Source organism: Colwellia sp. PAMC 21821 (genome assembly GCF_002077175.1).
In the GTDB taxonomy this organism is placed as follows: Bacteria; Pseudomonadota; Gammaproteobacteria; order Enterobacterales; family Alteromonadaceae; genus Cognaticolwellia.
Genome location: NZ_CP014943.1, coordinates 4,686,857 through 4,699,661 on the forward strand (window position 1 = coordinate 4,686,857; position 12,805 = coordinate 4,699,661).

The following is a 12,805-nucleotide window of genomic DNA, read 5'->3' on the forward strand; positions in this document are numbered from 1 at the left end:
ATATTTTTAAGGTCTACTTGTTACAGAGCAACACATCAATCCTATCCTTAAACCTAAAAACCTGTCAATAGTGTCAAGAAATTAGTTTTGCTGCAGAGTTCCCTTTACGACTAATTTAGTAAGTTTTCAGCATGAAAAAACCCATGAATGAAAAGTCACTCATGGGTTATTAGTGTTAAGTTTCGCTAAAACTTAAGCAATAGTCACGAGCATTTCTGCTGACTAATTGTTCTGTAAGCTTATTTTACGAAGATATACGGCTAAAGGTATCAACCCCTGCTTGCGCACAACCTAAGTCTTGCTCTGGGGAGCCTGAACTAACCCCAATACCACCAACAACTTCGTCTTTGTAGAAAATGGGTAGGCCACCTCCAACGATACACATACGCCCACCTAACGCGGTATGAATACCAAATAAATTGTTTTCATGTCCAGGAATACAAGCCTGATTAAATATATGTGTGCCCTTTCGGGCTGATGCGGCGGTAAACGCTTTATCTTGGGAAAGTGTAATACTGTGAATTTTCCCTCCGTCCATACGTTCAAAAGCAATTAAATTGCCTGACTCATCTACCACCGAAATACACATAGGTATGCCGAATTCCTTAGCCTTAGTTACTGCTCCATCAATAATTAATTTAGCTTCTGATTGATTTAATCTATTTATTGTTAACATAGTATTCACTCTTTAGTTTTTAAAATTTGCTCTAAATAGGAAGCACAAATACCCTATGTTATGTATTTGTTCGCCCTATTTAACGTTAATTTTTATGCGATTACATTGCAGTCAGTTATGTCAGGTTAATTCAATAATGCTAGCGCCTTTTATACCTTAGTCGCGACATAACCAAGCTCGATAGAAATTGACTTACCGGCTTTAACTAAATGTTTTACCCATTCATCTTTTCGTCTTTGAATAGGTGCAGATACAGATAAACCGGCAACAACTTCACCGTATTTGTCGTATAAAAGTACGCCAATACAGCCTACGCCTATTTCAGCTTCTTCATTGTCAAAGGCGTAACCTTTTTCAACACACGCGTGACATTCATCTACCAGTGCCTCTAACTTTGAAAAGGTTTTACGCGTATAAGTGGGTAAGTTTGTCCGTTGAGCGTAACCGCGTATGCCTTCTACGCCTTCTCTTCCTAACATCATTTTACCAACACCTGTCACGTGCAAGGGTGCTCGACTACCAATAATTTGCTGTACATGCATCATTCTGTTCGGAATTGATTTTTCAACATAAATAATCACGTCACCTTCTCGGGTGGTTAGGTTAATTGTTTCACCAAATTTATCGCGTAATTTTTCCATATAAGGAATGGCAACTTGACGAAAATCTATATCTTTACTTTGGTTACTGCTCAAACGTATTAGCCGACCACTTAACTGATACCTGCCGACGGTATCTCGATCAACAAAATGGTTATCGATTAAGGAATGTAAAATTCTAAAAGCGGTTGAGGGGGCTAAGTTAGTGTCAGCACTAAGCGCCTTAAGTGTTACGGGTAAAGAGTAGCGTGAGATGGCGTCTAATAGCATCGCAGCTCTGTCGATAACTTGAATTCGAGATTCCGGTTTATGCTTTTTCATGATTTTATTATCCATTGTATTCACTACGCTACTCGTTCAAGTTCTATATTAAATATAAAACTAAAACTACCTAAATAAATAGTCTAACAGAGTTATGTTGATTTCACATTATGAAAAATCAGAATTTCAAATAACAAACATAAACTCAAACCCTTGAATTAAAACAAATATAACTTGAATTACTCATGATAAAAAAACAATATTCCACATTGTGAAATCTATCTTGTTTGCTTGAAGTCTATATTTTCCATAAGGTGGAATTAATTAGAAATTAAACCTACCTTTATGGTTAATAGCAAAACACATAGCAAACTGTGCCAACAATTAAACACAAACTAGGTAAACACTAAACATTATTCAAACATAGTCATCGTTTAATAAATAGCGATTACCCGGTAGAAGAGGAGTTAAATTTGAACAGTTCAACACAAGATAAAATGTACATTCCAACCTATGATGATGTACTCGAAGCACATGAACGTATTAAGCCATATATTCATGAAACGCCTGTTTTAACTTCGCGGTTTTTAAATGAACTAACGGGTGCCGAGCTGTATTTCAAATGTGAAAACTTACAAAAGGCCGCCGCATTTAAAGTGCGTGGTGCATGTAACGCGGTATTTGGTTTATCAGAAGAGGCAGCAAAAATTGGTGTGGCTACGCATTCATCAGGTAACCATGCGTTATCGCTTTCTTATGCGGCCGGTCGACGCGGTATTCCCGTGACGGTTGTTATGCCAAGAACGGCCCCACAAGCGAAAAAAGACGCTGTCATTGGTTATGGTGGCACTATTATCGAGTGTGAACCTTCGACGACTTCGCGTGAAGCGGTGTTTGCCGATGTTGTGGCTAAATCGGGGGCTGATTTTGTGCATCCTTACAATGACCCGCGGGTCATTGCAGGCCAAGCAACTTGTTCAAAAGAGTTAGCCAGCCAAGTTGAAAACTTAGACATGGTGGTCGCGCCAATTGGAGGCGGCGGTATGATATCAGGCACTTGTTTAACTTTGTCGACTATTGCGCCTACGATTAAAATTTATGCAGCAGAGCCACTTAATGCTGATGATGCAGCGCGCTCATTTAAAGCCGGCCATATTATTGCTGACGATGCTCCTGATACCGTTGCTGATGGTCTTAAGGTGCCTTTAAAAGATTTAACCTGGCATTTTGTGAAAAATCACGTAACCGATATTTTAACGGCGACTGAAGATGAAATTATCGCGGCAATGAAAATTATTTGGAGCCGAATGAAGATAGTAGTAGAGCCAAGTAGTGCTGTGACTTTAGCCATTATTATTAAGCACCCAGAAGTATTCAAAGGTAAACGTATTGGGGTAATTCTTACCGGTGGTAATGTCGATTTAGACAAACTGCCATGGATGAATAAATAGATTCAGTTCGAAGACATAAAATAAATAACAACAGAAATTTGGAGATAAAAATGACAACAAGCAATTTAGAAGTAGGTTACGACGTTCCCGCAGCAATTGGTATGGCAGAAGCTGATATTCAAACCCCTTGTTTAGTGGTTGATTTAGACGCCTTAGAGCGCAACATTGTAACCATGGGTAACTATGCAAAAGAAATGGGTGTGCGTCATCGCGTACACGGTAAAATGCATAAATCTGTTGATATTGCTCTATTACAAGAAAAGCTTGGTGATAGTTGTGGTGTATGTTGCCAAAAAGTGTCTGAAGCTGAAGTGTTCGCTCGCGGCGGCATTAAAGATGTACTGGTATCAAACCAAGTGCGTGATCCAGCGAAAATTGACCGATTAGCCCGCATGCCTAAATTAGGTGCTCGTACGCTTTGTTGTGTAGATGATATTGACAATGTGGCAGAACTTGCCCTAGCCGTTAAAAAACACGGTACTGAAATTGAATGTTTAGTTGAAATTGACTGTGGTGCTGGTCGTTGTGGTGTTAGCGAAGGCCAACCGGTTGTAGATATTGCTAAAGCGATACATGCAACACCCGGTTTAAAATTTGCTGGTATTCAAGCTTACCAAGGTGCAATGCAGCACATGGAAAGCTACGAAGGACGTAAAGAGAAACTTGATATTGCTATTGGCATGGTATCGCGCACCATTGAAATGCTGAAAGCTGAAGGCCTTGAGTGTGACATTGTCGGCGGTGGCGGTACGGGGTCTTACTATTTTGAAGGTAACTCTGGCGTATTCAATGAATTACAATGTGGTTCTTATGCGTTTATGGATGCTGATTACCAACGCATTCATGATAAAGATGGCAAAAATATATCTGAATTTGAAAACGCTTTATTTATCTTAACGTCAGTCATGAGTCACACAAAAGCAGACAAAGCGATTTGTGATGCGGGTCTTAAAGCACAGTCTGTAGACAGTGGTTTACCTTACATATTTGGCCGCGATGATGTTGAATACATCAAATGTTCAGATGAACATGGCGTTATTTCAGATCCTAATGGCGCATTAAAAATTAATGAAAAATTAAAACTAGTACCGGGTCATTGTGATCCTACTTGTAACGTTCATGACTACTATGTTGGTGTACGTAACGGTAAAGTAGAAGTTTTATGGCCAGTGTCTGCACGTGGTAAAGCTTTCTAAGTTAAGCGTTAATTTTATAAAAATTTTTATATTTCTCCCTTAGCGCAAATGTTAAAAGTGTCGTTTATAGTAAGCCACCCAACCGGCGATAACGAACTCCCCCTTTTAACATTAGCCTTTGGGCGTTTTTTAAATGTTCAGTGATATAGCAACAATTTATATCATTGCCCTCTTTAGCCTTTATTCAGAGGGCCCATTATTTAAGGAAACAAACATGAGTCATTCAACCAGCAATCAAAGCAAAGGCGTTTCAGTAATATCTGAAGCGGTATGCCAAAAAATTGTGGGACGTGATAACGCTTTTACTGCTGTCGAAAGTGTTTTTGCTGCTATGGCAAAAAATACTGCCTATAATTTCCCTGTGATCCGCGAAGCCATAGGGCATGAAAATGCATTATATGGTTTTAAATCAGGCTTTGATCGCGATGGTATGGTGCTAGGTTTAAAATCTGGTGGATACTGGCCTGGTAATACAGAAAAAGGTTTAACGAATCATCAGTCAACGGTTATTTTATTTGATCCTGATACGGGGAAATTAAAATCTCTGGTTGGTGGTAACTACTTAACGGCCGTTCGTACTGCTGCATCTTCTGCAGTGTCGATCGCCCATTTAGCACGTAAAAACGCTAAAGTATTGGGTATGGTCGGTGCCGGTCACCAATCTACTTTTCAATTACGTGCAGCGCTAGAGCAACGTAATTTTGAAAAAGTTGTTGGGTGGAATTTACATGCTGACAAGCTGAGTAATCTTGCTGACGTTTGTAAAGAGCTGAACATCCCATTTGAAGCACTAAGCCGTGAAGAGCTTTGCGCGCAAGCTGACGTTATTATTACGATTACTTCAGCATTTGAGTCTTTAATCGATAAAGATTGGGTTAAACCTGGTACGCACATAGCGTGTATGGGAACCGATACTAAAGGTAAGCAAGAAGTAGATGCTGCACTTTTAGCCACTGCAACCGTATTTACGGATGAATTGGCACAATCAATTACCATAGGTGAAGCACAACATGCTATTGCTGCTGGTTTAATTAAAGAAGCCGATATTGTGCCCATTGGTGATGTTATCAATGGTGTTAAGCCCGGTAGAACAAGTGATGATGAAATTACTTTATTCGACGGTACAGGGGTTGGCTTACAAGATTTAGCCGTAGCCTCGGTTGCTGCTGAATTGGCTGAAGAGCAAGGTTTAGCAACCTATTTCTCTCTATAAGTTAAAGTTAAAGTTAAAGTTAAGGTTAAAATTAGCTTTAATTTATAGTGCAAATAGCGTCGGCGGTGATATTATCCACGCCGACAAAATTCACTAACAAACACGCTTAAGCGCTACGCAATAATATTCATACCCATTGGCAATTCTCACCAAGAAAATTTATATCGCAACTCTTTAAAGCGCTAATAAAACTAGGCCTAAACCTGCATGAAGCTCAAAATTAATCGTATCAGTAAGACTATTTTTCGTAGTTTCTCTCAAGTAATGCTGCAAAAAAACACCATAACTGGCTTATTGTTCTGTCTTGGTATTGCGATTAATTCATTGACCATGTTGTTGGGTGCATTAATTGCTGTTTTGATCAGTATTATCACCGCTAAGCTATGCCGATATAATTCAGCACTACTTAAACAAGGTGTTTATGGTTTTAATGCCGCACTAGTTGGTACGGCGGTGTGGTTCTTTTTACCGGTGAGTTTACTGTCGTTTTTGATCATTGTAATTGGCGCATGGTTAGCCACTGTGATTAGCCATATCATGCTAATTTATAGTGCAAAATTCCCTATTTTTACCGCGCCTTTTATTATCTCAACATGGTGTATTTTACTCGTGCTTGAGGTTTTAGATATAGAACCCGTGATTGAGCAGTTTTCAACGCATGACATTGCTGATTTTTATACGGTATTTCGCGGTTTAGGCCAAGTGATGTTTCAAAGTTATTGGCTTTCAGGGCTGATATTCTTTGCTGCCCTGCTGGTCAGTTCAACTAGGTTGGCCATTTGGGGAGTAATAGGCTCAGGAGTGGGCCTGCTGATTGCTCGTGCTTTAGGTTATTCTGAAGGTACTTTATTAATCGGCGGTTATGGCTTTAATGCGGCGCTTGTTGCTATTACCTTGGCACAACGATACCAGACCAAACATTACCTGATTTTTCTTGGCATACTGCTCAGTGTTTTATTTTCTCAAGCGCTAACACTACTCGCAATACCTGCATTAACAGCACCATTTGTACTTGTTAGTTGGATAATTGTCGCAATACGGTCGAAAATGACCGGCGTGTATAAACTCCCTTAGCCAATGCCACAGCCTTTAAGTATGATTTGTGTTAACGACGTAACCACAGCCTCAAAGTCATCGTCACTCATAGCTTCTTTATCAAGAGCAGCAACAACTTGCACGTTAAAGTCGGCGTAATGTTGCGTTGAACTCCATATTAAGAATAATAAATGGTGCGGATTTACAGGGTCAATTAAACCTTGTTTTACCCAGGACTCGATAACCATAACTTTACTGTTTAACCAAACTTTAAAATCATTATTTAAGTATTCGTTTAGCACAGGTGCACCATGAATTAATTCGCTAGCAAATATTCTTGAGGCGTCAGGATCATTTTTAGAGTGCATGACTTTCGCGCGTATGTAGGCGCTAAGTACTTCTTTAGGATCATTATCAATATTGAGTGTGTCGTAATCTCTATTCCACACGGCAATAATATTACTGAGTAATTGCTGATATAAGTCGGTTTTATCTTTAAAGTAGTAATGAATATTAGCTCGCGCTATATTCGCCCGCTCGGCTATACGTTTAATCGACGCGCCTTTGAAACCATAGGTTACAAACTCTTTCTTCGCAGCGTCGAAAATAATAGCTTTGTTCTTTTGTCGAATACTACCTTCTGATACTTTGTCTTTACTCACAAAAATTCCTATTAAAATAAGACCTTTAACCGCTAAATATAGTCGAAAGCCCTACTGATATTTTTCATTTTTAACGCGTGGCACCAATTAAAACAAAGCGTTTTTTAATCTGCTGGTCGCTCATTAGTTAGCATAAAATATGTTTTAAAGTATGCTGTGTATTTTTCTGCAGCCGCTTTGACGGGCTAAAGTCGGGCCTACAGGTAGCAATTTATAAAATCTTCGTTGACCATTATCTAGATTGCTTGACGGGCTGAAGCCCGACCTACATGTTTCATGGTTCTATAGAATATAAATAACGAAAAGCGAAAGATAAAAAGGCAGTTTATATAACTGCCTTTTGTGTAAACTACATTTTAAAACTGTGCCTTAAAACTGTGCCTTAAAACGGTGCCTTAAACTCGGTAGCGAAATACTATTTTAATTTCGCTAACCAAATCGCTAAGGTGGTGCGCTCTTCGTCTGTCATTTCAGTTTTATTCATAAATGGCATATCTTTAGCGTCTATTACCCGCGCTTGAATGCGAGGAGCCCACTGCTTAACTGTGTCGATATCAGAAAATACGATACCAGCCGGTGCTATGGTAAAAATATCATCTGTAGGCTTTTCTGAATGACATGAGCCGCAACGTTGCTCTATTATTTGTGTGACTTGTGCGTTGGTCACAACCTGTTGCTGTTGCGCTTCGCTGATTTCGACTGAGCGAGGTGCTATAGCAACCGCTAGTACAACCGTAGCAACTACAGAGGCGACTAATATTAGTGGTTTTTGTTTACCAAAATGGCGTAAAACAAAATACTGGCGAACGGCGGCAGTGATCAAAATAATCGCAATTAATATTAACCAATTAGCACTATGATTAAAGGTCATTGGGTAATGATTTGAAATCATAATAAAGATAATTGGCAAGGTAGTATAAGTATTATGAGTCGAGCGCACTTTCGCGTTTAAGCCATAAGCTGGATCGGGCGCTTTACCTTCTTCAACCGCTTTAACTAAGGCACGTTGTGACGGCATAATACCGAAAAATACGTTACCCGCCATAATAGTACCTATGATAGCGCCCATGTGCATGTAAGCACCACGCGCACTAAATATTTGGGTTAAACCATAAGACAAGGCTGTAGCAACAACGATTAAGATTAACCCTAAAATAATGCCATGGTTTCTTAGCTTAGTACGGACTAAAAATTCATAAATACCGACGCCTACAACAATAGAGCCAAGGCCTAATAAAATGGCTTGCATCTGCGATAAATCCGCAACGCGTTTATCAATTAAATAAGATTCGGCACCGACGTAAAACATCAATGACAGTAATAAAAACCCGGTGATCCAAGTAGTATACGCTTCCCATTTAAACCAGTGTAATGTCGCTGGCATTTTTGGTGGTGCAAGTTTATATTTGGCCACTTCGTAGAAGCCACCACCGTGAATTGCCCAAAGATCGCCGCCAATGCCTTTATCGGCTTTTTCTTGTGGTGGTGTTTCTAAATGGTTGTCTAACCAAACAAAGTAAAAAGAAGCACCTATCCAGGCAATGCCGGTAATAAGGTGAGCAAAGCGAATGACTAAATTTAGCCATTCATTAATATACGGATCCATAATATTCCTTAGTGTCCAAAGTCTTTAATTTTTAACTTTTAATTATTGTTGTTGTGACTATTTTTTAAGTCTAAGCGAGTAATTTTATACTCGCTCACCCATAATATGAGTCGCTTTAATATGGCGTTCGTCGCCTAACATGCTTAAAATAAATAGTTTTTCTGATAGTGTTTTACAATGTTGCATGCGTCTATCCATTAACGGCGTCGCATGATAATCGAGTACGATAAAGTCTGCTTCAGCGCCTTTAACAAAATTACCAATCGTGCCTTCAAGATCTAAGGCAATTGCACCACCTAAAGTGGCTAGATAAAGCGATTTAAATGGGTTGAGTTTATCGCCACGCAGTTGCTGAGTTTTATAACCTTCATTTATGGTGCTCAACATAGAGAATGTCGTGCCTGCGCCAATATCACTCCCTAAGCCAACATTGACATCAAACGATTCTGCTTGTTTAAGGTTAAATAAGCCGCTGCCTAAAAACAGGTTTGAACTAGGACAAAAAGCAATTGCCGAGCCAGTTTCTCCTAAGCGTTTACATTCACTGTCATGTAAATGAACACCATGAGCAAAGACGCTACGACGACCCAGTAATTTACTTTTATCATAAACATCTAAATAACCGTCACTGTCAGGGAAAAGTTCTTCTACCCAAGCAATTTCTGCTTTGTTTTCACTTAGATGGGTATGTAAATAAACACTTGGATTTTCGGCTAACAACTGACCTGCTTTATTAAGTTGCTCTGTTGAACAAGTAGGGGCGAATCTAGGGGTAATGGCATATTGTAAACGGTCAGTGTTATGCCATTTTTCGATTAATGCTTTACTGTCTTCATAGCCACTTTCGGCGGTGTCAGTTAAGTAGTCTGGGCAATTTTGATCCATTAACACTTTGCCACAAATCATGCGTAATTTTTTCTGCTGAGCTACGGTAAAAAATGCGTCTACTGACTCTTTATGCACCGTACCAAAGACTAAGGCTGTGGTAGTACCCGCTTCAAGTAATTGACTTAAAAAGAACTCTGCTACTTTCTTACCGTGTTCTAGATCTGAAAATTGACGTTCAAATGGAAAAGTATAGTTTTCTAACCATTCCAATAATTGTTCACCATATGACGCAATCATTTCTGTTTGCGGATAATGCACGTGGGTATCAATAAAGCCAGGCATGATTAAGCCATTTTCATAGTGAATGACTTCAACGTCTTTATCTAATGTCGCAAGCAGCGCTTGCGCTTCACCCATTTGTTCAATGAGTCCATCTTTAATAATGAGTAGGCCATCTTCGATGTACTGATAACTTTCTTGTAGAGAAACTTTGGCGGGATCAGCCAAAAAATGCAGTAACTCTCCACGATATACTTTCAACATTCTGTTTACCTATTTTATAAATATTGACGAAATATTATTGGTTAATGCCAATATTATTTTCAAATAGTGAGTAAAAAGCCAAAATGGATCTTTAATGGTAATTTTTACTCTACACTATTAAAATTTTTCTTTAAAAACTTATGTATTAACAAATACTATGGTTAATTTAGCATTCGGCTATGACTAACGAACCATCCAATTCAAGCACGTCACAGTTATCACCATCGCCGCCTCTGTCAATCACTAAGAAGTCACTTTCACTGCCTAAGGCTAAACAGAAATGATGCCAAGTACCTTTATGATAGTTAACACCTTGGTTTGAATTCGCCAAAAATATTTCTATTTTATTAACGTCAAACTCACCTGCAGGTGCCACCACAACTATATATGGGTTTTGGCCCATCGGAATAAAGGCTTGGCTACCGTGCGGGTGACGTTCCATCATTTTAATCGCGATGGGTTGAGCGAGGGGTGTCGAACGAAATATATTTACAATTGGGTGACCGGTTTTATCAGTCACATCAATTTTAGCTAAGTCATGGTAGCGCTGGGTAAAACCATCATTTATTTCTATTATTTTAGCGTCAGCATTGGCTTCAATAACATCACCAAAAGCACTGAATGCCGCACTTGTTAATGGTTTTGGCGTAATTGTTTGTCTGTTTTTAGTCATAATGAATTCCTGCTTAATTTGTTGTTAGCTACCACGGTATGTTGAATAACCAAACGCAGTTAATAACAATGGAATATGGTAATGGCTTGGGCTGCCATCTAGCTCGAACACGATATCAACATAAGGGTAAAAACCTGGTTCTTTATTTGCTAAAAAATAAGGTTTAGTGGCAAAGTGCATACGATAAACACCCGCTGCTAGTACCACCTTATCCGCTAATAAACCGGCAATGCGACCATCGGCGTTAGTCACACCTGTTGCTAATTCATTCCAACCATCACTGGTTTGAGCAAACAAGGTAATAGGTAAATTTTGTGCCGGTAAACCGCGTGTGGTATCAAGCACATGAGTCGTTATTTGGCTCATATTAGTTTTTCTAAACGTAAGTGAAATATTTTTCGTTGCTCTTCTGCCGCATTAGCCAGTTCAGTCGCTTTATCGTTAGGTAAACGTGCTTGCAATAATGCCACCATTTGCGCAGCACTTTTGCCGGTTGCACAGACGATAAAAATAAAACCAAATTTTTCGAGATAATCGGCGTTCCCTTGCGCTAATGATTCAATCACTTGTTCTGTTGCTTCACTGACTGAACTTTGTTCACCACTTGCAAGCTCTTTAGTATTGGCATATTTCGCTCTAAGGGTGTCAACGTTACCAATTTGTGGATGACCTTCAAACGCTTCTAAATAGTCTGCTTCGGCTAGACCTTGCCACGCTGTATCAGCTTTCGTTTCTAAATCTTTTTTATCAGCAAAAGGGCGAGCCTTAACCATGCCAGATACCCACGCTGCTGAGGTACAGCACTGCATAAAAGTGTGTGTGGCTTCGTCGACGGTTAAGTCATTTAATTGTGCTAAATTCATAATATTTCCTATTAATTATTTTGTTGCTTAAATATTCAAGTGCAATAATTGACTACGTCACTATCCACCCGTTTTACTGTTCTCATTAGCAGTGCTTTCAATACCCTGCTTTACAGTGATAATTTGTTGAGGATAACTATAATACTCTCTTTATTTGGAGATTCTAACGTAAAGATATTTCACATTGTAAAACGTAATTAATAACATTTTCTAAAATAACAAGGTGTTGATACGTTGTCATAAAATGAAATAAAACTTACAAACGTTAGTCGGCGCTAAGTAATTGCTTTAATTCTTGCCAATGAATGCCCTGTTGCGACTTAGGGCGAGCTTTACTAACAGAATTTGCATCGACACTTTGCTGATTTTCTTGTGCTAATTGATCATTTATTGCCGCTAATTTTACTTGCTGAGCTTGGTAAATATTAATAATTTCGGCTGACACTGAAACCGCAACTTCCATCGGTAATTTACCGCCAACGTCTGCTAAGCCAATGGGACAATTCATTCGAGCCACTTGTTTTTGATCAATATCTCGGTGTTTATAGCGTTGTTGAAAGCGACGCCATTTGGTGTTTGACGCAATTAAGCCTAAATAATGAAAGTCTGCCCGCTTTAATATGGCTTGTGATATTTCAAAATCCATTTGATGATTATGTGTCATAACAATGAAGTAGCTATTAGCTGGCATGCTAGCCACTTCAAGTTCAGGTGATTCACTGACCACTTTAACGACATTATCATAAGATGAAAGGTTCGATGGAAACTGCGCTTCTCGGCTATCGACCCACGTAACTTTGCAGGGTAATTGCGCTAAAATAGGCACCAATGCCTTACCAACATGCCCGGCACCGAACAACATAATATTAACGCCTGTAGCGGCAAAACATTCAAATAACACCGACGTGTTGCCTCCACAACATTGACCTAAATTACTGCCCAGTTGAAAGTGCTCAATATGTTGGCAACTTTCACCTGAATTTAGCATTTTTTTAGCGTATTTAATCGCTTTGTGTTCAAGGTGACCACCGCCAATAGTGTCAAAAATATCATCATGACTGATCACCATTTTTGTACCACTATTTCTAGGCGTAGAGCCAGAAACACCAACCAAGGTCACTAATACATAGGCTTGACCTTGTTTGCTTAACTTATAGCTAGCACTACTCCAGTTAGTTGTCATAATTTGCTCGCAATGC

At 39.2% G+C, this 12,805-nt stretch carries 13 protein-coding genes; 4 read left to right on the forward strand and 9 right to left on the reverse strand.

The features are described 5' to 3' along the window. Nucleotides 1-244 precede the first annotated feature (244 nt). Nucleotides 245-676 (reverse strand): GlcG/HbpS family heme-binding protein, encoded by a 432-nt coding sequence (locus tag A3Q33_RS19585; protein WP_081181644.1) that lies wholly within the window; start codon nucleotides 674-676, stop codon nucleotides 245-247. Between the two features lie 149 nt (nucleotides 677-825). Beyond that, a complete protein-coding gene (locus A3Q33_RS19590; RefSeq protein ID WP_081182814.1) occupies nucleotides 826-1,596 on the reverse strand; it encodes an IclR family transcriptional regulator in 771 nt (256 codons plus the stop codon). A gap of 413 nt (nucleotides 1,597-2,009) precedes the next feature. Here A3Q33_RS19590 and bhcB point away from each other — a divergent pair, with 413 nt between their 5' ends. The 4 genes from bhcB to A3Q33_RS19610 all read left to right on the forward strand — a co-directional run bounded on the left by bhcB (nucleotide 2,010) and on the right by A3Q33_RS19610 (nucleotide 6,470). Then, a complete protein-coding gene (bhcB, locus tag A3Q33_RS19595; RefSeq protein WP_081181648.1) occupies nucleotides 2,010-2,987 on the forward strand; it encodes a beta-hydroxyaspartate dehydratase BhcB in 978 nt (325 codons plus the stop codon). 50 nt (nucleotides 2,988-3,037) lie between these two features. Then, nucleotides 3,038-4,183: a 3-hydroxy-D-aspartate aldolase BhcC gene (bhcC, locus tag A3Q33_RS19600; RefSeq protein WP_081181651.1), complete on the forward strand. Its 1,146-nt coding sequence runs from the start codon at nucleotides 3,038-3,040 to the stop codon at nucleotides 4,181-4,183. A 214-nt stretch (nucleotides 4,184-4,397) separates the two neighbouring features. Next, complete coding sequence (gene bhcD / locus A3Q33_RS19605; protein WP_081181653.1) at nucleotides 4,398-5,396, forward strand: iminosuccinate reductase BhcD; 999 nt, start codon at nucleotides 4,398-4,400, stop codon at nucleotides 5,394-5,396. A 207-nt stretch (nucleotides 5,397-5,603) separates the two neighbouring features. Beyond that, a complete protein-coding gene (locus A3Q33_RS19610; protein WP_081181656.1) occupies nucleotides 5,604-6,470 on the forward strand; it encodes an urea transporter in 867 nt (288 codons plus the stop codon). Here A3Q33_RS19610 and A3Q33_RS19615 read toward each other — a convergent pair. From A3Q33_RS19615 to xdhC, 7 genes are all read right to left on the reverse strand, one after another. Continuing rightward, nucleotides 6,467-7,093 (reverse strand): TetR/AcrR family transcriptional regulator, encoded by a 627-nt coding sequence (locus A3Q33_RS19615; protein ID WP_081181658.1) that lies wholly within the window; start codon nucleotides 7,091-7,093, stop codon nucleotides 6,467-6,469. The genes A3Q33_RS19610 and A3Q33_RS19615 overlap by 4 nt on opposite strands. A 415-nt stretch (nucleotides 7,094-7,508) precedes the next feature. Further along, a complete protein-coding gene (locus A3Q33_RS19620; protein ID WP_081181661.1) occupies nucleotides 7,509-8,699 on the reverse strand; it encodes a urate hydroxylase PuuD in 1,191 nt (396 codons plus the stop codon). Nucleotides 8,700-8,783: 84 nt separating this feature from the next. Next, nucleotides 8,784-10,070 (reverse strand): guanine deaminase, encoded by a 1,287-nt coding sequence (gene guaD, locus A3Q33_RS19625; RefSeq protein WP_081181664.1) that lies wholly within the window; start codon nucleotides 10,068-10,070, stop codon nucleotides 8,784-8,786. A 166-nt stretch (nucleotides 10,071-10,236) separates the two neighbouring features. Beyond that, nucleotides 10,237-10,743, reverse strand: coding sequence for an ureidoglycolate lyase (locus tag A3Q33_RS19630; protein ID WP_081181666.1), 507 nt, complete (start codon nucleotides 10,741-10,743; stop codon nucleotides 10,237-10,239). A 24-nt stretch (nucleotides 10,744-10,767) separates the two neighbouring features. Then, nucleotides 10,768-11,109 carry a hydroxyisourate hydrolase gene (gene uraH / locus A3Q33_RS19635; protein ID WP_081181670.1) on the reverse strand — a complete coding sequence of 114 codons (342 nt, stop codon included), beginning with the start codon at nucleotides 11,107-11,109 and terminating at the stop codon, nucleotides 10,768-10,770. Then, a complete protein-coding gene (gene uraD, locus A3Q33_RS19640) occupies nucleotides 11,106-11,606 on the reverse strand; it encodes a 2-oxo-4-hydroxy-4-carboxy-5-ureidoimidazoline decarboxylase (RefSeq protein WP_081181673.1) in 501 nt (166 codons plus the stop codon). Before uraD ends, uraH begins: the two co-directional genes overlap by 4 nt. A gap of 265 nt (nucleotides 11,607-11,871) precedes the next feature. After that, nucleotides 11,872-12,789, reverse strand: coding sequence for a xanthine dehydrogenase accessory protein XdhC (gene xdhC, locus A3Q33_RS19645; protein WP_081181675.1), 918 nt, complete (start codon nucleotides 12,787-12,789; stop codon nucleotides 11,872-11,874). Nucleotides 12,790-12,805 lie beyond the last annotated feature (16 nt).